21 protein-coding genes, 1 tRNA gene and 1 pseudogene are annotated in these 17,673 nt (G+C 62.4%); 8 read left to right on the top strand and 15 right to left on the bottom strand.

Annotated features, from left to right (window positions below; translation table 11 throughout):
• Positions 1 to 43 precede the first annotated feature (43 nt).
• Together RX331_RS04425 and RX331_RS04420 are read right to left on the bottom strand one after the other, a co-directional pair.
• The gene (locus RX331_RS04425) at positions 44 to 520 is read right to left on the bottom strand and encodes a PaaI family thioesterase (protein WP_317255425.1); all 477 of its coding nucleotides are present in this window, start codon (positions 518 to 520) and stop codon (positions 44 to 46) included.
• A gap of 5 nt (positions 521 to 525) precedes the next feature.
• Positions 526 to 951: an acyl-CoA thioesterase gene (locus RX331_RS04420; RefSeq protein ID WP_317255424.1), complete on the bottom strand. Its 426-nt coding sequence runs from the start codon at positions 949 to 951 to the stop codon at positions 526 to 528.
• 99 nt (positions 952 to 1,050) lie between these two features.
• Here RX331_RS04420 and RX331_RS04415 point away from each other — a divergent pair, with 99 nt between their 5' ends.
• The gene (locus tag RX331_RS04415) at positions 1,051 to 1,656 is read left to right on the top strand and encodes a TetR/AcrR family transcriptional regulator (RefSeq protein ID WP_317255423.1); all 606 of its coding nucleotides are present in this window, start codon (positions 1,051 to 1,053) and stop codon (positions 1,654 to 1,656) included.
• 36 nt (positions 1,657 to 1,692) lie between these two features.
• On the opposite strand, the gene RX331_RS04410 is transcribed toward RX331_RS04415, so the two are convergent.
• On the bottom strand, positions 1,693 to 2,166 hold the full coding sequence (locus tag RX331_RS04410; RefSeq protein ID WP_317255422.1) for a hypothetical protein: 474 nt from the start codon (positions 2,164 to 2,166) through the stop codon (positions 1,693 to 1,695).
• Positions 2,167 to 2,345: 179 nt separating this feature from the next.
• On the opposite strand from RX331_RS04410, the gene RX331_RS04405 reads away from it, so the two are divergent.
• Together RX331_RS04405 and RX331_RS04400 are read left to right on the top strand one after the other, a co-directional pair.
• The gene (locus RX331_RS04405; RefSeq protein WP_317255421.1) at positions 2,346 to 2,615 is read left to right on the top strand and encodes a PsiF family protein; all 270 of its coding nucleotides are present in this window, start codon (positions 2,346 to 2,348) and stop codon (positions 2,613 to 2,615) included.
• Positions 2,616 to 2,721: 106 nt separating this feature from the next.
• Complete coding sequence (locus RX331_RS04400; protein WP_410708118.1) at positions 2,722 to 3,810, top strand: AbrB family transcriptional regulator; 1,089 nt, start codon at positions 2,722 to 2,724, stop codon at positions 3,808 to 3,810.
• A 29-nt stretch (positions 3,811 to 3,839) separates the two neighbouring features.
• On the opposite strand, the gene RX331_RS04395 is transcribed toward RX331_RS04400, so the two are convergent.
• Positions 3,840 to 4,397, bottom strand: a complete 558-nt coding sequence (locus tag RX331_RS04395; RefSeq protein WP_410708117.1) for a disulfide bond formation protein B — start codon at positions 4,395 to 4,397, stop codon at positions 3,840 to 3,842.
• A 151-nt stretch (positions 4,398 to 4,548) separates the two neighbouring features.
• Here RX331_RS04395 and RX331_RS04390 point away from each other — a divergent pair.
• Positions 4,549 to 4,633, top strand: a tRNA-Leu gene (locus tag RX331_RS04390).
• 109 nt (positions 4,634 to 4,742) lie between these two features.
• Here the strand turns inward: RX331_RS04390 and RX331_RS04385 are convergent.
• Positions 4,743 to 5,135, bottom strand: a complete 393-nt coding sequence (locus tag RX331_RS04385; RefSeq protein ID WP_410708116.1) for a GMC family oxidoreductase N-terminal domain-containing protein — start codon at positions 5,133 to 5,135, stop codon at positions 4,743 to 4,745.
• Between the two features lie 34 nt (positions 5,136 to 5,169).
• Entirely contained in the window at positions 5,170 to 5,301 is a 132-nt protein-coding gene (locus RX331_RS04380) for a hypothetical protein (protein ID WP_317258386.1), read from the bottom strand.
• Positions 5,302 to 5,388: 87 nt separating this feature from the next.
• Here RX331_RS04380 and RX331_RS04375 point away from each other — a divergent pair, with 87 nt between their 5' ends.
• Positions 5,389 to 5,871 carry a PPC domain-containing DNA-binding protein gene (locus RX331_RS04375; protein ID WP_317255419.1) on the top strand — a complete coding sequence of 161 codons (483 nt, stop codon included), beginning with the start codon at positions 5,389 to 5,391 and terminating at the stop codon, positions 5,869 to 5,871.
• A gap of 457 nt (positions 5,872 to 6,328) precedes the next feature.
• On the opposite strand, the gene RX331_RS04370 is transcribed toward RX331_RS04375, so the two are convergent.
• Complete coding sequence (locus tag RX331_RS04370; protein WP_317255418.1) at positions 6,329 to 7,537, bottom strand: MFS transporter; 1,209 nt, start codon at positions 7,535 to 7,537, stop codon at positions 6,329 to 6,331.
• 164 nt (positions 7,538 to 7,701) lie between these two features.
• Between RX331_RS04370 and RX331_RS04365 the strand changes: the two genes are divergently transcribed.
• Complete coding sequence (locus RX331_RS04365) at positions 7,702 to 8,100, top strand: hypothetical protein (RefSeq protein ID WP_317255417.1); 399 nt, start codon at positions 7,702 to 7,704, stop codon at positions 8,098 to 8,100.
• 20 nt (positions 8,101 to 8,120) lie between these two features.
• Here the strand turns inward: RX331_RS04365 and RX331_RS04360 are convergent.
• Positions 8,121 to 8,827, bottom strand: a pseudogene (locus tag RX331_RS04360) (ABC transporter ATP-binding protein).
• 210 nt (positions 8,828 to 9,037) lie between these two features.
• Here RX331_RS04360 and RX331_RS04355 point away from each other — a divergent pair.
• Positions 9,038 to 9,283 (top strand): hypothetical protein, encoded by a 246-nt coding sequence (locus tag RX331_RS04355; RefSeq protein ID WP_317255416.1) that lies wholly within the window; start codon positions 9,038 to 9,040, stop codon positions 9,281 to 9,283.
• A 257-nt stretch (positions 9,284 to 9,540) separates the two neighbouring features.
• On the opposite strand, the gene RX331_RS04350 is transcribed toward RX331_RS04355, so the two are convergent.
• The 3 genes from RX331_RS04350 to RX331_RS04340 all read right to left on the bottom strand — a co-directional run bounded on the left by RX331_RS04350 (position 9,541) and on the right by RX331_RS04340 (position 13,757).
• Entirely contained in the window at positions 9,541 to 11,331 is a 1,791-nt protein-coding gene (locus RX331_RS04350; RefSeq protein WP_317255415.1) for a peptide ABC transporter substrate-binding protein, read from the bottom strand.
• Between the two features lie 233 nt (positions 11,332 to 11,564).
• The gene (locus tag RX331_RS04345) at positions 11,565 to 12,524 is read right to left on the bottom strand and encodes an oxygenase MpaB family protein (protein ID WP_317255414.1); all 960 of its coding nucleotides are present in this window, start codon (positions 12,522 to 12,524) and stop codon (positions 11,565 to 11,567) included.
• 66 nt (positions 12,525 to 12,590) lie between these two features.
• The gene (locus tag RX331_RS04340) at positions 12,591 to 13,757 is read right to left on the bottom strand and encodes an MFS transporter (RefSeq protein ID WP_317255413.1); all 1,167 of its coding nucleotides are present in this window, start codon (positions 13,755 to 13,757) and stop codon (positions 12,591 to 12,593) included.
• A gap of 302 nt (positions 13,758 to 14,059) precedes the next feature.
• Between RX331_RS04340 and RX331_RS04335 the strand changes: the two genes are divergently transcribed.
• Positions 14,060 to 14,899, top strand: a complete 840-nt coding sequence (locus tag RX331_RS04335) for a lytic transglycosylase domain-containing protein (protein ID WP_317255412.1) — start codon at positions 14,060 to 14,062, stop codon at positions 14,897 to 14,899.
• 62 nt (positions 14,900 to 14,961) lie between these two features.
• On the opposite strand, the gene RX331_RS04330 is transcribed toward RX331_RS04335, so the two are convergent.
• The 4 genes from RX331_RS04330 to RX331_RS04315 all read right to left on the bottom strand — a co-directional run bounded on the left by RX331_RS04330 (position 14,962) and on the right by RX331_RS04315 (position 17,673).
• Positions 14,962 to 15,267 (bottom strand): hypothetical protein, encoded by a 306-nt coding sequence (locus tag RX331_RS04330; RefSeq protein ID WP_317255411.1) that lies wholly within the window; start codon positions 15,265 to 15,267, stop codon positions 14,962 to 14,964.
• A 198-nt stretch (positions 15,268 to 15,465) separates the two neighbouring features.
• Positions 15,466 to 15,972 (bottom strand): hypothetical protein, encoded by a 507-nt coding sequence (locus RX331_RS04325; RefSeq protein ID WP_317255410.1) that lies wholly within the window; start codon positions 15,970 to 15,972, stop codon positions 15,466 to 15,468.
• A gap of 76 nt (positions 15,973 to 16,048) precedes the next feature.
• A complete protein-coding gene (locus tag RX331_RS04320; protein ID WP_317258008.1) occupies positions 16,049 to 16,876 on the bottom strand; it encodes a substrate-binding domain-containing protein in 828 nt (275 codons plus the stop codon).
• Positions 16,877 to 16,950: 74 nt separating this feature from the next.
• The gene (locus tag RX331_RS04315) at positions 16,951 to 17,673 is read right to left on the bottom strand and encodes an energy-coupling factor ABC transporter ATP-binding protein (RefSeq protein WP_317255409.1); all 723 of its coding nucleotides are present in this window, start codon (positions 17,671 to 17,673) and stop codon (positions 16,951 to 16,953) included.

Here is a 17,673-nt window from a genome sequence, read left to right as displayed (position 1 = left end):
ACATCCTGCTATGCCAATAGCATGAATTTGCACTGCAACAGAATCAGACCTCCGCGAGCGCACGGCCCCAGGCGGTGGCCTCGCGCGGAGCCAGCGCCATCAGCGTGCCGCTCATGGTCGCGATCAGGATCTCCACGCCCTCATGCACTGCATAGGCACGCGCTTCGCAGACGGTGAGCGTGCGGCCCGGCTTGACCACGGTGGCGCTGAAGGCGAAGCGCTCGCCGCGCGCGGGCGCCAGCAGGTTGGTCTTGAATTCCACAGTGAGGATCCCCGATCCCGCCGGCATCAGCGTGAACGCGGCGATGCCGCACGCATTGTCGAGGCCTGCTGTGATCACTCCGGCGTGGACAAAGCCGTGCTGCTGGGTGAACTCGGCCGAATATTCCATCGCGAGATCGACCTCGCCGGGCTCTAGCCGGGCAATCGAAATGCCGAGCGTCTTCATCGCACGCTGCGCCTCGAACGTCTCGATCGAGATCGCGCGATAATCCGGATTTTTCGGCTCGAAGCGCGCCATGCCGTTCACGCCATCGCCGGCTCGAGATGGCGCATTGCGGCGTCGCGAATCGCTGGCGCGAAGGCGGTCGACTTGCGCGCCTGCCGGTCCATGTGAACGCCGACGAATTCGCAGGTTGCGGCAATCTCGCCGGTTTCGGCGTTGCGCATCTCGTGGATGAAGCGGATCGACTTGTCGCGGACATCCAGGACACGGCTTTTGACCTCGACGATGTCGCCGGCCAGGAGCTCGCGCTTGTAGGTGACGTTCTGCTGTACGGCGGCCATGCCGCGGCCGGACTCGCGCAAATAGGACGGCGTCAGGCCGAGCCGTGCAAACAGATTCCAGTTCGCCTCATCGAACTTGCCGACATACCACATGATGTTCATGTGCCCGACATGGTCGCACTGCCAGGGATAGACCGTGCCGCGATAGGTCGCGTCCGTCTCCATCGTTCGCTCCGCCCTTTTTCGCTTCTGATACGGTAGCGTATCAGCCCGCCGCCGGGTTAGCAATACGGCGCCGTATCAAGAATCGGTGAGACCGCAGCCATGAGCGACCTTAAGAGCGAGGCCAAGGTAGATACCAAGGCAGACCCGCGAACCGGCGAGGTGCACAGCGAGCGCTGGATCGAGGCCGGGCTTGAGGAAATCGCCCGCACCGGCGTCGAGGGGGTCCGGGTCGAGGTGCTGGCCAAGAAGCTCGGCGTCACCAAGGGCGGCTTCTATCGTCGCTTCCGTGATCGCGCGGCCCTGCTCGAGGCCATGCTTCAGCACTGGAGTGCGGGCCGGATCGCCGCGATCGAAAAACACACCAGCCTCGGCGGCGCCACCGCGCGCGAACGGCTGAAGGCGCTGATACCGCAATATTCCGAACGCGTGAATACCGAAGGCATGGCGGTCGAGCTGGCGATCCGGCAATGGGCTCGCTCCGATGAGCTTGCCGCCGGCGCGGCAGCCCATGTCGATGCCGTGCGCTTGAGGAATGTCGGAAATCTCTTTCGCGCAACGGGCCTGGCGGCGGAGGAAGCCGACGCGCAGGCGTTCCTGTTCTACTGCTTCGTGTTCGGCCAGGGCCTGCTGTTTCTCGAACGGGGCCCGCGCAAGCGCGCGCAACTGGTGGCGAAATCAGCCGAAACATTGCTCCGCCATTTGTAGGCGCGGCCGGAGCCTCCGGCCGCGCCCGGCAGAGCGTCAGGCCGAGCCCTTCAGCTTCTTGTTGCATTCGCTGTAGTAGCCGCCGCCCTTCTGGATCCACTTCAGGCCGCCATTGCCGTTGGTGGCCTTGTTGGCATTGTATTGATCGAGGCAGGTCTGCATGCGCTGCTTCGCGGCCTTTTCCTTCGCATATTTCGCATCAACGGCGTTCGGAAAGACCGCAGGACCGGACGGCGCGGCAGACGCCGCCGCTTCCTTGGCCGTTTCCTTCGATTCCTTTTTGGCGGCTTCCTTTGGTGCTGCAGCGGCCGGCGCAGCCGTTGCATCGGCGCCGCACTGCGCCTTGCGGAAGTCGTTCCACTTCTGGTCGCCGAGCGTGCCGGCGGCTTTCGCGGCCTGATATTTGGCGCTGCATTCCTGCGCCGTCAGGGCGCTCGCCTGCGTCGCCATCGCAAACGCAGCCAAACCCGACACCGCAATCGCACCCAGTATTTTTGCTTGAATAGTCATCCCTGGTCTCCTTGGGGATAGTCATCTGCGGGCGGCATCCTAGCGCAACTACAACTTGCGACAACGCGAAGACGGCACGTCCAGAAAAAATTTTTGTGACATGCGATTCCGCTTCGTTCACCCGTGGTTCAGCATGGGAGCACGACGCTTGCGCCCTTGCTTTCAAGCCGAGGTGCCTCATGACGAAGTTATTCTCCCTTGCCACCGCGACCGCCGTGGCCTCCCTTCTGTTGATCGGTGCCGCATCCGCGCAAACCACGGCGCCGGCCAAGACCGAGGCGACCAAGACCGAAACCAAGGCGCCGACCGCGGAGAAGGCCGAGAAGCCGCGGACCGCCGCGTCGCTGGAATGTTCGAAGGAAGCCGACGCCAAGGGACTGCATGGCAAGGAGCGCCGGAAATTCCGCTCCGAATGCAAGAAGAAGGCCGCGGCTGCAAAGGCGAAGTAATCGCCTTTGCTCTCCTGTCCGGGAAGATCGTCCACGACGCGGCCCGCGCATTGCTGCAATCGCGAGACGCATTTGTCGGGCGGTGACGGATTTGCCATAAGGCGGCGTGACCATGATCCCCGCCTCGATATCCTCTGTTATCGCCGACCGCGCCAAAATTTTGGGCATGCTGGAGACGCTCGCGATCGGCGCCGCCGGCGGCCTGCTGTTTCTGTGGCTCAACCTGCCCGGCGGGCTGATTTCCGGCGCGATGGCCGCCGTCGGGATTGCCGCGCTCTCCGGCCGTCCCGTTACCATGCCGGCGATCCTGACGCAGACTGTGCTGGTGCTGCTCGGCATCACGCTGGGCTCGCTGGTGTCGCGGCAACTGATCCAGCACATGAGCGCCTATCCGCTCACCATCGGGCTGCTGGCGCTCGCGACCTTCTGCTCGACCTTCGGCTCGAGCATCTACCTGCAGCGCGTGCACGGCTGGGACCAGACCTCGGCGCTGCTGGCGGGGAGCCCCGGCGCGCTGTCGCAGATCACCATGCTCGCCGCCGAGAAGGGCGCCGATGTCGCGGCGATCGCTGTCGTGCAGACCATGCGCGTGATCATCCTGACGGCGGCGCTGCCGCTCTTGCTGGCCGTGACCGGCGTGGCGCCGAGCGCGCCGGTTGACCTGCTGAATGTCGTCGTCGCCTCGCCGCTCGAAGTCGCCGTGCTGGCGGCAGCGGCCGTCGCCGTCGCGCTGGCCCTGCGGCTCGCCAAATTTCCGGCGAGCTGGATGTTCGGCGCGATGATCGCCTCCGCCATGCTGCACGGCACCGGCCTGATCGAGGGCGGCCTGCCGCCCTGGATGCGCAACATCGCATTGGTCGGCATCGGCGCCGTGATCGGCACGCGCTTTGCGCGGATCAGCAAGAAGACCCTGGTCAGCCACATCAATGCCGGGCTCGGTTCGTTCGCGGTGGCGATCATCATCTCCGGCATTTTCGTTACGGTGATCGTGCTGGCAACGCATGTGCGCTTCGCCGACGTGGTGGTCGCCTTTGCGCCAGGCGCGATGGACGCCATGCTGGCGCTGGCGCTCACGCTGCATATCGACCCGATCTTCGTCGGCGCCCATCACCTGTCACGTTTCGTGTTCGTCTCGATCACGACGCCCGGGATCGTGCATCTGTTCGGCCGTCCGCAGGAGGATGTGGACGATTAGGGGTGGGCGAATTTCACACGGACCGCGGCCTACGCCGCCCGCTTCGCCGCCACGATGCCCCATACAGCCATCAACGCCATCGCCAGCGAGATCAGCACGTTGTAGCCGGCGAGCGAAAGGCCGAGGAAGCGCCACTGCACCTCGTCGCAGCGGATCACCTTGACCGTGTCGAGGCGCTGCAAAAGCGTGCCGGCGCTGCCGAGATCGGCGACCGGGCCGGAGCAATCGTTCGGCCCCGGCCAGAACTTCCATTCGACGCCGGCGTGATAGCCCCCAAGCCAGGCATTGGCGAGCGCGGCGAGCAAGAGCACCGCAAACCCGGCGAGCAGCACGGGCCGCGGCGCCCCGCGGACGGCGGCGAACGCAATCACGAGAGCCAGCGGCAGGGCCAGATAATAGGCATAGCGCTGCTCGAGACAGAGCGGACAGGGCCGGATGTCCAGCACGAGCTGGAAGAACCAGGCGCCCGCCAGTGTCACGGCGGCCGTCGCCGCAATCGCCAGCGCCGCGACAGCGGCCGGATCGGCCGCAACGCGGGTCGGCGAGGAATGGGCAGCGGTCGATGTCACGGACGCTCTCCGGCGCATGGGCTGATGCCCGAACAAATAGCAGCCGCCCCATCCTGCCGCCACCGGCGTCGCGCGGTGCCAAATCACTTCCGCGCGGGTTGACCCGGGCAAGCCGCCCGCTATATTCCGCCCCGCTTCGCCGCACCGGGCATCCGCCCCGCGACCGAAGGCCCCTGTGGCGGAACTGGTAGACGCGCTCGACTCAAAATCGAGTTCCGCAAGGAGTGCTGGTTCGATTCCGGCCAGGGGCACCAATATGAAAACTCAGATACAATCAATAGCTTAAGACATTGGTCCGCTTCCGTATTTTTGGGAGAATTTTCGAGATGCGTTGAAGGCCGACGGCGCGTGAGCCTTGAAACTTTATCCGATCAACGTGCGCCCCGCCGGCGCACTGTCAGGTTCGCGCGCACGAACCTCGTCGGGAAGATAGGCAATAGCAGAGTTCTGGCGGACGCCATTGATGACGTTCATTGGATCGATACCGACACCATGCTGCTCCCAGCCATTGCAGTCATCGATGAACGGAAAGCCGGTCGCCATCGCAGCCTTAACAAAACCACGAAGCGTGTGCGTGGTTTCCTCAAACGCAGGCTGACGGACCGGAAACGGCCCCGTTCGACCATGCCATTCATCCGCGCCTGCCGGCGTATCCTCCAGCGTTTTGTACCACTCAAGCACGTGCGCAAAGTCCCAGTCTCGCAGATCATGCGCCAGCCATCTTGCGAAGTCAGAGGGCAGGGCTCTCTTTGCCACGGCCCCATTAATTGCAGATCCGCCGCCCAGAATCTTACCGGCTTGGGCAGCAATTGCGTGACCGAGACGGCCAGGCTCGCTGCGATAGCCCCATGCCGAAGATCGTGTCGACGCCGCAGTCGAGCAGCGTCTCGACCAGAATGTCCGATGCGGTGGGGGATGCCATGGTAGTGCGTCCGATACTGTTCGTCGTCGCCCCAATGAAAAACAGGCGGTACCCATAGCGGTTCCTAGGTTTTCCAGGAACTTTTTGATGAAATCCGCGATTGGTTCGAACAAACGCGAGAGCAAGATGCAACACAAGCTTCTGCATCAGGCCAATGGCCAACGGACCTACGCGCTCATCCTCGACGCCGGCGATGAAGTGATGGATTGCCTCCGGCGTTTCATCAATGATGAAGGAGTCCGAGCCGCCCAACTGACCGCGATCGGTGCATTCAGCGATGCGGTCCTCATGTACTTCGACTGGGACAAGAAGGATTATCTGCGCATCCCTGTAACGGAGCAGGTCGAAGTAGCATCCATGATCGGCGACGTGGCGGAGAGCCCGTCCGGTCAGGGCAGTCTGCATGTCCACATCGTCCTCGGCAGGCGCGACGGAACCGCAATGGCGGGCCATTTGGGCGAAGCTCACGTACGGCCGACGCTTGAGATCATTCTCAACGAAAGTCCCGCGCACCTGCGAAAGAAGAAGGACCCCGAGACGGGTCTTGCACTGATTGACCCTGAGGTATGACCTGAATGGAGATTGGACACAGGATCTGGGCTATTCCGGAAGGCTACATCCCCAGCAGGTAGCATGACCGCTTCGACACAGGGTAGACTTGCCCCATCTGCATTGAGTTTCCTCTCTAGATACTCCCAAGTCCGAATGGCAATTTCGGGCGCTTGGCCAATCGTGCCCATCGCATTGACGCTGTCTTGGCGCTTTGGTTCCACGGTGACAACTTGCGCTACTGAGCGAGCGCCGGCGCCGCATAACGCGGCGATCTGGTCTTTCCGGTCCCATAGATCCAACGGCGAGATCGTCACGACTGGATGGCGTCCGCCTGGCTGATGGATTTTCTTACTCGAGAACGCCAGGCAATCTGGCCAGTTTCTAATCCTTGCGGGGTCGGCTTTGCCGTTCGGACTGAGGCGGACCGCGGTTCCAGCGTGACTCGCAACGCCGGTTACCGTCTGCAGGCCTTGGCCTACTCTCGGCGAAACACCTGCATTGCAACTGCGGCCAGCGCAAACACCACGATCACTGCGGCAAAAACAGCGTCCGCGATCAAGCCTCCAGCAAGCGTCGAGATGACTCCGATCCCTATCACTGGCAACGCGTTGCCCGAAAAGCCGCAGATGAAGTAGCTCGACACGACTGCGGCACGATTGTCCGCCGGCGCAATCTGATTCACGACTTGCAGGCTGCCACGGTAACCGAGACCCGAAGCAATGCCACAAGTGGCTGTTGCCACGAGCAGCAGCCACATGGAAGCAAAGACCTCCGCCAACACAACGAGGACGACACTGGGAATCATAAGTCCGAGGCCCGTGAGCATTGCCACTTGGCTCGATAAGTTCCGAGTCACGACGATGGTGGCTGCCACCACGATGGCAAGTTCGAAGAACAATGCCCCGGCGACCGCATGATTGGTTACATGCAAGTCCTGCGCGAGCACGCTTGGTCCTATCGCGGCAAAGAATCCGACCAGCGCCATTGCGCCAAATCCGGTCACTGCCGGCGCAACAAATTTCGTCCGTATCTGGGAAGGTACCGAAACATTCGGGCGGAATGAGACATTCGAAAGACCGCCCGGGTGCGCAACTGTCTCCTCGGTCATCGAGATCAAGGCGATCACCAACAACAACGCGATCGCGTAAATGACGAAGGGCAATTGCAATGGCGACATCAGATATTGCGCAATTATGCCGGCCATCAATGCGCTGACGGCAAGACCCAAGAAATTGACGCTTGTCGCGATCGTCGTTGCACGCGACTTGTCCTGCTCCTGGATCAGCTCTGCAAGCCAGGCCGTGCCTGCCCCGGTCGCAATGCCGATACTTATCCCGCTCAGTATTCGGGCGACGTAGAGCCAAACCACGTTTTCAGCAAACAGAAACACCAAGGCACTCAACATGGCGATTGCCATTGCCGGAAGTGCCGTGCGACGACGGCCGATTACATCGGAAACGCGGCCAAAGAACAGCAGTGCAACCAGATTCCCTAAAATGTAGGCGCCATACACCAGGGTAAGCGTGATCTGGGAGAAGCCGAATTGCTCCTTGTATATGATGTAAAGCGGCGTGACGATCGTGCTGCCGGCAAACGCACCGCCAATCATGGCTGCAACAGCGGAGACCGCCACGGAACCGGTCAGAAATGCTTCTCGGGAATTGGCAACGGTCAGGTGCTTCATGATATTCAGCTCTTATGAGGTGACGCGTTCACTCCGCTTCGCGCAGACGCAAGTTTGCTCGGATACAAGCTGAACACGTCGGCACTTGCGATGTTCCGAGCCCCTGCAGCGGATCAGCATGGCAAGACGCGCAAATTGCGGAACCGAACCGCGGAGCCTTCGTGATGGTTCTGCAAGCCGACATACCCGCGCCTCTCGCGGCATTCGTCGACAAGATAGGAAACCTGTTAACCGTTCAGTTGTTTGCCCTTGGTGCGGGAATTTCCGTCTACGAAGGTATCTCCCATATCGCAGATCCTTCCCCCATCGAGAACATCACGGTGAACTACCTCGTCCTCGCATTGTCGGCCCTGTTCGAAGGCGCCTCATGGTGGCTGGCGCTCGCCACGTTTCGGACGGTCAAGGGCGATCTCAGCTACTGGGACGCCATCAGGCGCAGCAAGGACCCGCCCTCCTTCATTGTGCTTCTGGAAGATAGCGCCGCCCTGATCGGCATTTCGATCGCAGCCCTTGGCATCTACCTTACGGACCGGCTGGCTGCCTCACGTCGCGAAACAGCTTGATGTCGAGCGCCGACATGGCGTCACCGAGCCAGCTGCGCCGCCTCGCAGCGCGCTTCGTTTCGCTGGCTCCGCGAGATCCGTCCGTCAGCGAAGAACAGGACCCGGTCCGCGACCTGCTGGATGCTTGCATTGTGGGTGATGATCAGCGTCGTGGTGCCGAGCTGGCGATTGACGCCGAGTAGCGCTTCGATGACCTTGATCCCGGTTTTGGAATCGAGCGCGCCGGTCGGCTCGTCGAACAACAGCACCGCGGGACGCTTGGCGATGGCGCGGGCGATCGCAACGCGCTGCTGTTCGCCGCCGGAAAGCTGCGCCGGAAAGTGATGCATACGCCCTTCAAGCCCGACCAGTTCGAGCGCCTCGTCCGGGCGCATCGGACGCTCGGAAATTCCGTCACCAGGGCCACGTTCTCATAAGCGGTCAGACTGGGAACGAGATTATAGAACTGGAACGCGAAGCCGACGTGCCGGCGCCGATAATCGGTCAACTCCCGGTCACTCAGGCCGGTAAGCTCGAAGTCCTTGAAGAACAGCTTGCCGCTGATTGGATGATCGAGCCCGCCCGTGATGTTGAGCAGCGTGGTTTTGCCGCTGCCGGACGGGCCAAGCAGCACCACCACCTCCCGCTCCGTGATCCGGAGATCGACATTGTTCAGGGCGTGGACCTGCACTTCGCCGGAGACGTAGGTCTTGGTCAGCGCCGCGGCTATGAAAATCGCGTCCGTCATGACGCAAGCTTGGAGCAAACTTCGGTGACCGATTTGATTTATATCAGCAAGGGTCCGCGAAGGCTCCGTTTTCGGGGACGTCAGCGTAGTGCCGTGCGGGGAACTGATTTGACGCAAGTCAAATCCTTCAAGCCATCGCCGGCGAGGCCGCAAATTGCCAAACCCTCTCCGTGATCTGATGCAGCGGGTCCACCAACCGGCGCAGCAGACATGATCATTCGCACACTTCTCATCACCGCTACGGCGCTCTCGCTCGCCGCCATGCCGGCGATGGCGCAGACCAAGAGAGCCGATACCGAATCAACCGGCCACCATTACAGTGGCGGCCCGAGGAACGAGCCGCATCACATGGGTAAGAAGGATACCGGCGTAACCACGGGCAAAGCTGGCCCCCGCGGCAGCCATCATTACAGCGGTGGGCCGAGAGCTGATCCCCACCACATGGGACCGAAGTAAGACTTGGGATCAAAGCAAGACTTGGGATCAAAGCAAGACTTGGGATGAACTAACACTTGGGACCGCAATAGGAGCCGCTGGCGAGACTAGAGAAAATCTTGGGCTCCCGGCTCCCAAGGATATCCTCGTCGTAGAGGCTGCCGACGCACGCGCTTGGCTACGCCACGTTTGCCAAACCGAACGGCCCGCGTCCTGCGGGCCTTTTGTCTTTAGGCGATAGTTCTGGCACCGAGTCCGGCCCCGGCACCGCGATCGCCTCACCCCTCCTTGTACCAGTTCGCCAACTGCCACAAATCCGCGTCCCACCCCGAAATATGTGCGGTCAGCTTGCCGCCGAGCGCGGCCACCCGGGTGCGTGAAACAATCGGCTGAATGTAATTGTCCATTACAACGAGGTCGTTGAGCTTGATGAACAACGCCGCGCGCTTTACCGCATCGAGCTCCTGTTCGACCTGCTTGTAGATCTCGTCATATTCCTTGTTCTGCCAACGCGAGACGTTGCGGCCCTGCCACTTGTTGTCCTTGTTGGCAACTTGCCACGACACATACTGGTTCATGAAGAACTGCGGATCGGCTTGCGGCATGGTGGTGTTGTACATCTGCATGTCGCAGTAGAAATGCGTGTAGGTGTCGGGGTTGGCGATGTCGGATGAGAAGAACACCGAGCCCAGCACCGCCTTCAACTCGACCTCGATGCCGGCCTTCTGGCACGCCTGCTTGATGATGGACTGGGTCTTCTGCCGCGGCGCATTGATCGAGGTCTGGTACACGAACTTCAACTGCTTGCCGTCCTTGGCGCGGATGCCGTCCGCGCCCTTCTTCCAGCCGGCGGCCTCGAGAATCTGGTTGGCCTTGTCGACATTGAATTCGAACTTGGTGTTCTTCGAGCGGAAGCGTTCCGGGTTGTTGAGGAAGTTCGCAGTGGCCACTGCGGTGCGGCCATAGATGTGCTTCTCGATCGAGGCGCGATCGATCAGGAGATTCATCGCCTGGCGCACCGCCGGATCGGAGAACAGCGGATGCTTGGTCTTGATGCTGGCGCGCTCGCCGTCGATCTCAACGGCAGGATCGGTCGAGTTGAGCTGCATGAATTCGACATTGCCTGAAGTCACGATGTTGATCTTGCCCTTGCCGACGGCTTCCATCTTGAGCAGGATCTGGTCTTCCACCTGCATGTTCCAGGCATAGTCATACTCGCCGGTCTGCAGCACCGCGCGCGCCGCCGACACCGCGTCGCCGCCGCCCTTGACCTCGAGCTCGTCGAACTGCGGCCGGTTGGCGACGTGGTAGTTGTGATTGATCTTGGCGCGCAGCATGTCGCCGGGCGTGAAATCGACGAACAGGTAAGCGCCGGTGCCGACCGGCTTCAGATTGTTCGGCGCCTCGCGCGACTTGCTGCCGACATAGTCCTTGAACAGATGTTTCGGGATGATCATGCCGTAATTGCCGACGAAGGCATCGGCCCAGAACGGCGTCGGCTTGGCAAAGACGACGCGGACGGCGAAGTCGTCGATCTTCTCGACCTTGATGTCCCGGTAGCTTGCGATCGAGACCGCCGCGGTATCCGGGTTCTTGGCATATTCCCAGTTGAAGACGACGTCGTCGGCCGTGAACGGCATGCCGTCATGCCATTTGACGCCGCGCTTCAGCTTCCAGATCACCGAGCGGCCGTCCTCGGCCAATCCATCGTTCTCCTTGCTCGGAATTTCTGCCGCGAGGACCGGCACCAGATTGCCGTCATTGTCCCATCCCGCCAGCGGCTCATAAAAAATCCGGGAGCCTTCCTGGTCCTTGGTGCCGACGGCGAAATGCGGATTGAGCAGGGTGATGGCCTGCCAGTACATCAGCTTCAGCACGCCGCCGCCGCCGGCCTTTGTCGGCTTGTAGGGATATGTCGTCGCGGCCATCGCGACCCCGGACTGGCTCAGCATCATCCCGGCCATCGGCGCGGTCAGGCCGACCGCGATCATGCGCTGGACAAAGGCCCGCCGCGACAGTTGGCCGTTCTTGACGTCTGCAATCAGGTCTCGAATTTCCCGTTCTTCCATGGGCCCGGCTCCTTGAACTGCTGCTGCGCCTCGTCAGGCTGGTCGCAACCTGTCAAAGCAGGATCCGGGCCATCCCATCATGCCAGATGCAACCGACGCAAGGTGACATCGTGTCAGCCGGCAATGAGAATTGTGGCGGTCGGGCACGCAACAGGCGGGCATCGGCGATGCCGTCTACCTCGCGAGCCGCGCCGTGACGGCCGGGTCGGTCCAGTCGTCGGTGCACGAGGCGTTTACGCTGGTGGGTTGATCCAGACATCAGCGAGCCGCGGCCGTCCGATCCAGGCGCGATTGGAGCACCGTGTCGCCAGATCGGGCTGCAACTTTCCCTGCAGCCGCTCCTGCGCCTCGTGATAGGGACCGGCATAACGAAGGCGCGTCGGCAGGTGCGGGTAAACGCGGCGCAGCCATACCAGCGCGCGATCGGCGGCTTTTCTATCGCGCTCATTGACGTCGAAGCCGAAACCCGCGCGCAGCCGCTCCGGCAACATGCCGACGCTCAGCGCCAGATACCATCGCGGCGGCCGCAGCCATCTCCGCGCGCCGGCGAAGATCTGTCCGGCCACCTCGCGCGCGGCGTCGCTGACGGTCAAGATATCGGATTGGGCCATGGCGGCGTTGTAGTCCGCGAACGCTGTCCAGTCCGCCGGCAGATCAGATCGCTTCAGCCCGAACAATCCGGCGAACAGCCGGCTCTCGGTCCAATAGCGCTCGCGCTCCTCGACCGAGAGGGGCGGCAGGACGAGGCCGTACGCCATCGCTGATGTCTCGACCAGGGTAGCGTGAACCCAGCGCAGGGCGGCGACATCATTGGCACGATAGGACGAACCACCGGCGAAGGGACCCACCGTTTCAGGCAGCACGCCCGATATCATGGTGTGCCGGCGATACAGGCGTTGCGCCGCGGTGAGCGCGCCGTCGCGCGAGCCGAACACCATCGTGAACATCAGTTCGAAGGTCCGGTGAAAACGGCCGACCGGGTCCAGCAAGGTGCGCGAGTGTTCGGCGATGGCGGCGGCGACCCAGGGGTGCGCGAGCTGAAGCAGCAGCGCGCGCCCGGCGCCGAGAAAGAGGACGGCCTCCCGGTCGATCCGCCACGTCACCGACGCCGGACCGAAGATGCCCTCCACCGGCCCGGCCGCTTCGGCCCGGACGATTTCCAGAGCGGAGCTGAGGTCGCCCTCCGAGACCAATCTGCAAAATCCTCCGCGGGGCAAGGAAGCCAGACCCGCAGGCCCAGCCGCACCAACGTCAGCAGACTAATCCCGCGCGTCGGTAAAGCCAAACCAGGCCAGCGGCAGCGCGATGCCGCAGAGGACCGCCATCCCGACGAATGCGCCTCCACCATAACGGGCGTAGAAGAAGCCCGAAAACAGCGTCAGCGCAGCCGTCACGGCGCCTGAACCGAACGCGTAAAGCGACTGCGCGGTTGCAGCCAGGTGGGTGGGAACGAGACTTCCCATCATGCGCATGCAGGCGAGATGGACCAGCGCGAACGTCAAGCCGTGCAACGGTTGCACAAGCGCGAGCACCGCCACGGAATTCGTTACCCCGACGATCGACCAACGCAGGATTCCGGCGGCCGCCGCAATCGCCGCCGCAACGCGCGGACCGAAACGATCGAGCAACGCCGGACCAATCAGAAGGAACACGATGACTTCCGCTGCGACGGCTTCCGACCACAAGATGCTAATGACGGAGGTATCTATTCCAGCATGGCTCCACCGGATCACGGCAAAGGCGTCATGCATGGCGTGGCTGCCATAGATCAATGCCGAGACGACAATCAGATTTCGAAACCGCGCTTGCCGAAGCAGCTTGCGAACTTCGCCCGCGACCTGCGATGTACCGACGTGGTGCGCCAAGGGCGCGGCTACGGCCGGCACCAACGCGGTCGCGCCGGCAGCGACGATCAGCAATACCGCGTTCAACCAGACCACGCGCGTGAGATCATCAGGGCTTATCAATTGCCCGATAACGAGTGTGCCGCAAACGAAGGCCGCCGATGCGGAGCCTCGTATCCATCCATATTCGAACGGCCTTCCCTTCATCTGCGGCTTCGCGGCATTGACCGACAATGCATCCGCAATCGACGTCGTGGGCGCCAGCGCCGCCGCTTGAACGAGCGCCACCACAAGCAACAACCAGAAGCCGTTCGCCCACAGCAAAGCGACAGCCGCCGCGCCAGCGAGTGCCGCGCAGGATGCGAGCACAAGGCGCAGCGACTGCAGGAAATCAGCGAGCGTCCCGATAAGTGGACCAGCGATCAGCCGCACCAACAATGCCGCTGCCAGTATGAAGCCGATCTGTTCTGGAGTGAGTGTTCTGGTCTCGAAATATTTGGGCCAGAAAGGTGACGCCACGCCGAATGCACCGTACAGCGCGGCATATAGCGCGATGTAAGCAAACGCTCCGCTCACTCGCATTTGGTTCCCATCGGTAGAACTACGGTTGCGAAAATCATCTCTCTGCCGCAGTTAATCCGCGAAATGTCCACATCCCACTTCTATCCGGCCGGCCATCACACACCACGAATGGAACGTTGATGCGATATCTTTTCGCCGTTGCGCTTGCTGTGTTTGTAGTCGCCGCGGATTTTGAAAGTTCCAGCATCCAGTCGTCATGGACGGAACCGTCTTTCATTATCGCCGAAGCTGAAGCCCAATCGGAACTCACACCGCACTCAACTTCCGGAACTGCGAGCGCGTCGCTCGAGTATTCGCAGCCCTTGGACGCAACAGATGGTGCTGCGCCGATTGCGACGACAGCGAGCGCCGATGCTGATGCTCACGCGGCCGTGGCGGTGAACGAGGAGCGCGCATTACCAGACGTGATCTGCGAAGCGGTGAAGGCGGCAGCCGAGGAACACGATATTCCGATCGGATTCCTGGTGCGCCTGCTCTGGCAGGAGAGCAGGTTTCGCTCGGCGGAGGTCAGCTCGGCCGGCGCGCAGGGTATCGCGCAATTCATGCCGCAAACCGCTGTCGAGATGGGTTTGAAGAATCCATTCGATCCGCTGCAGGCCATTCCGGCGTCGGCACGGTTCCTACGCAAGCTTCATGATCAATTCGGAAATTTCGGCCTCGCGGCGGCAGCCTATAATGCGGGCGGCGGCCGGATCGAGAAATGGCTGTCGCGGCGCAGCTCCCTGCCGAAGGAAACGCGCGCATACGTCAAGATCATCACGGGCCACAAGGCTGAAGCCTGGATCGACGAGGAAAGCACCGTCTTCATGCCGGTCGATCTGCCACACAAGGCGCCATGCGAGGGCGTCGGCGGCCTGTCGCGGAGCGAGCAGATGCGTGCCGTGGACGTCGATCTGACGCCTTCCGCCAGTGCGCTAGTACGCAAGGCCGAAACCGAGACTGCCGAAGCCGGCAAGAATGCCGTCGTCAGAAAACTGCGCGTTGCGGCAAATACGGTGGCGAAGCGCGCGAGTGCGGCGGCACGTAAGGCAAACGGCCGCATCCAAATCGCAGTGAAGGCCGCGCGCAAGGGCGGGAAGCAATCCGTGATGCGGCTCGCATCGGAATCCGGGCGAACGCGGTCGAAGGCGCGCGAATTGTAGTTGCGTCATCCTACGAAAAGAAGCCCGCGAAGCTCGCGGGCTTTTTGTTCCGTCAGCTTGCGTTACCAGCCGCTGCCGAAGCTGAAGGTTACGCCGGGGCCGCCGCCGTAATAACGGTGCCCGTAATAGCGCGGTCCATAATAGCCGTACCGACGCGGCGCATAGTAGTTGTAGCTCCTGTAGTAGGGCCGGTAATGATGGTGGTGCCAGTGATGACGCCAGTGGCGGCGATGGGCGCTGAAATCGGTCGCGGTCTGCGTAGCGTCAGTTGAACCCTTCGACCTCATCCCGCCGTCTGCGGCGTTGGCTGCGGAACCACCGATCAAGGCTGCGGCACCCACGGCGAACACGATAGCTAACTTCTTCATCATCGAACTCCAGTGAACGTGTCGGGGCTAACCAGCGGGCGCGCCCACCGTTCCGGCATGCGACATAACGACCATGCCTCGCCGCGTGAACAAATATTCACCTACCTGAAAGCCAAACGTTCCTGCGACAAGAGTAGCAATCCCCGAATGCCAAGTCCGACTCCGACGATACGCTCATATTGAACGCGGCCGGCAAACCTACTCAACCGCCCCAATCGTAACGGCGATCGTATCAGGCGCGACGCCGCTGAGCTGCAGCACGAACGGGCTTGCGTCCAGATCAAGCCGCACGCTCTTGCGCACGCCGGGGCAATCGCCGCGGCCAGTGCTGCCGACCGAACGGGTGTAGCGGCCGTTCTGGATCACGTCGATCCAGGCATCGTCCGACAGGGTGATCTGGTAGATGCCGGCCTTTGGCGGCGCGGGAAGGCGCACTATCCCGCCATGCCACTGCTCTATTCGCGGCTTGCGCTCCGGCGGCATCGCAAAGGAAGCTTGTACCCCCGGCTGCAGGCGAATGACCAGCGCGCCTGTCGGCAGCGCATGCAGCGTCTCGCCTGCCGCGATCGTCGTTTTGTCCGGTGCGGCGAACGCCTCGCGCTGGCGCGCGAGCGACCACGCGAATTTTTCACAGCCGTCGTCGGCCGCCACGGCCGGCCCGAGCGAGGCGATCAGTGCGATGGCGATGAGGCCCGGGCGAAGCATCGAAATCTCCTATTGGGGCAAGGCCGGGGACGTCGTGATCGCCAGAGCCCAACAAACGCAGAGATCTGCACGACTGTCACGCGCCGGAATCGCTGGCGTTGGGATGGAACAACTGCTCGCCGTTGATCTTGTAGTCGGCGATCGCCTTCTGGCCTTCTGCGGAGACCAGCCAGTCGATGAGCTGCTGGCCGAGGTCCTTCTTCACGCTGGGATGCTTCTCCGGGCTGACCAGCATGACGCCGTACTGGTTGAACAGGCGCTTGTCGCCTTCGACTGAAATGACGAGGTCACCACGGTTCTTGAACGACAGCCAGGTGCCGCGGTCGGCGAGCACATAGGCGTTGGAGGCTGACGCGGTGTTCAGCGCCGCACCCATGCCCTGCCCGATCTCCTTGTACCAGGGGCCCTTGTCCTTGGCGATGTCGATGCCGGCGACCTTCCAGAGGTTGAGCTCGGCCTGATGGGTGCCGGACTTGTCGCCGCGCGAGATGAAGTCGGCGCCCTTGGCCTTGATCGCGCCGAGCGCGGCGACGATGTCCTTCGAACCCTTGATGCCGGCCGGGTCGCTCTTCGGTCCGATCAGGACGAAATCGTTGTACATGACGGGGTAGCGCTTGACGCCAAAACCTTCGGCAACGAATTTTTCTTCCGCTGGCCTAGCGTGGACGAACACGACATCGGCATCGCCGCGGCGCGCGGTGTCGAGCGCCTGCCCGGTGCCCTGCGCCACCACCTTGACGTCGATGCCGGTCTTGGCCTTGAACATCGGCAGGATGTGGCCGAACAGGCCCGAATCCTGCGTCGAGGTGGTCGAGGCCACGACGATGGATTTATCCTGTGCGACGGCGTGACCAGCAAGGGCGAAACTGGCGGCTGCCGCGATGATCAGGCGGCGCGTGAGCATGTTCATTTCTCTTCTCCATTTGGTTTGAGCATGATCTTTTCGGAAAACCGGTACCCACTTTTCCGGATCATGCACTAAAGCAAAAGTTCTCCGGCGAGGAACGCCCTCGCCTCCAAGGTCTGCGGCGCGTCGAAGAACGATGCCGCGGCACCGCGCTCCACGATGCGGCCGCGGTGAAGCATGACGATTTCGCCGGCGAGCCGTCGCGCCTCGCCAAGATCATGGGTCGCCATCACGACCTTGATGTTGCGCTCGCTCACCGCGCGGATGATGTCTTCCACCGCCTTGGTGGCGACGGGATCGAGGCTGGCCGTTGGCTCGTCCAGGAACAGCACGGCGGGATCGCGCGCGAGCGCGCGGGCCAGCGCCAGCCGCTGCTGCTCGCCGCCGGAGAGCCGGCGCGCGGCGCGCTCGGCGACTTGGGCAAGGCCGACGAGGTCGAGCAGTTCGCCGGTGCGGCGCGCGTGTTCGGCACGGGGGACGCCGGCCGCGCGCAGCGCGAAGCGGATATTGGCGCTGGCGCTGCGGCGAAGCATCGCCGGGCGCTGAAACACGATGGCGCGTCTCAGCGGCGGGACATCTTCCACGCCGCCCCAAGTGATGCGCCCGCGCGACGGCGCAAGCAGCCCCATCGCCAGACGCAGCAGCGTGGACTTGCCGGAGCCGTTGGTGCCGATCAGCACGGTCGGTGCGCCCTGTGCCAGCGTAAGGCTGATTTGGTGGAGGATCATGACGTCGCCGGCGGCGACCGTCACCTTATCGAACTCAATCGGCAGTTCGCTTGAAGGCGCGCGCAT

It is taken from the genome of Bradyrhizobium sp. BWA-3-5, from assembly GCF_032917985.1.
Classification (GTDB): Bacteria; Pseudomonadota; Alphaproteobacteria; order Rhizobiales; family Xanthobacteraceae; genus Bradyrhizobium.
This window is presented reverse-complemented; position numbering and strand designations above follow the sequence as displayed.

Excerpts from the sequence above, each read along its gene's own strand:
- RX331_RS04425 (WP_317255425.1), bottom strand. The coding sequence starts at position 520 with ATGGCGCGCTTCGAGCCGAAAAATCCGGATTATCGCGCGATCTCGATC.
- RX331_RS04420 (WP_317255424.1), bottom strand. The coding sequence starts at position 951 with ATGGAGACGGACGCGACCTATCGCGGCACGGTCTATCCCTGGCAGTGC.
- RX331_RS04415 (WP_317255423.1), top strand. The coding sequence starts at position 1,051 with ATGAGCGACCTTAAGAGCGAGGCCAAGGTAGATACCAAGGCAGACCCG.
- RX331_RS04410 (WP_317255422.1), bottom strand. The coding sequence starts at position 2,166 with ATGACTATTCAAGCAAAAATACTGGGTGCGATTGCGGTGTCGGGTTTG.
- RX331_RS04405 (WP_317255421.1), top strand. The coding sequence starts at position 2,346 with ATGACGAAGTTATTCTCCCTTGCCACCGCGACCGCCGTGGCCTCCCTT.
- RX331_RS04395 (WP_410708117.1), bottom strand. The coding sequence starts at position 4,397 with ATGCGCCGGAGAGCGTCCGTGACATCGACCGCTGCCCATTCCTCGCCG.
- RX331_RS04380 (WP_317258386.1), bottom strand. The coding sequence starts at position 5,301 with ATGGCATCCCCCACCGCATCGGACATTCTGGTCGAGACGCTGCTCGAC.
- RX331_RS04375 (WP_317255419.1), top strand. The coding sequence starts at position 5,389 with ATGAAATCCGCGATTGGTTCGAACAAACGCGAGAGCAAGATGCAACAC.
- RX331_RS04370 (WP_317255418.1), bottom strand. The coding sequence starts at position 7,537 with ATGAAGCACCTGACCGTTGCCAATTCCCGAGAAGCATTTCTGACCGGT.
- RX331_RS04365 (WP_317255417.1), top strand. The coding sequence starts at position 7,702 with ATGGTTCTGCAAGCCGACATACCCGCGCCTCTCGCGGCATTCGTCGAC.
- RX331_RS04355 (WP_317255416.1), top strand. The coding sequence starts at position 9,038 with ATGATCATTCGCACACTTCTCATCACCGCTACGGCGCTCTCGCTCGCC.
- RX331_RS04350 (WP_317255415.1), bottom strand. The coding sequence starts at position 11,331 with ATGGAAGAACGGGAAATTCGAGACCTGATTGCAGACGTCAAGAACGGC.
- RX331_RS04340 (WP_317255413.1), bottom strand. The coding sequence starts at position 13,757 with ATGCGAGTGAGCGGAGCGTTTGCTTACATCGCGCTATATGCCGCGCTG.
- RX331_RS04330 (WP_317255411.1), bottom strand. The coding sequence starts at position 15,267 with ATGAAGAAGTTAGCTATCGTGTTCGCCGTGGGTGCCGCAGCCTTGATC.
- RX331_RS04325 (WP_317255410.1), bottom strand. The coding sequence starts at position 15,972 with ATGCTTCGCCCGGGCCTCATCGCCATCGCACTGATCGCCTCGCTCGGG.
- RX331_RS04320 (WP_317258008.1), bottom strand. The coding sequence starts at position 16,876 with ATGCTCACGCGCCGCCTGATCATCGCGGCAGCCGCCAGTTTCGCCCTT.
- RX331_RS04315 (WP_317255409.1), bottom strand. The coding sequence starts at position 17,673 with ATGCGCGCGCCTTCAAGCGAACTGCCGATTGAGTTCGATAAGGTGACG.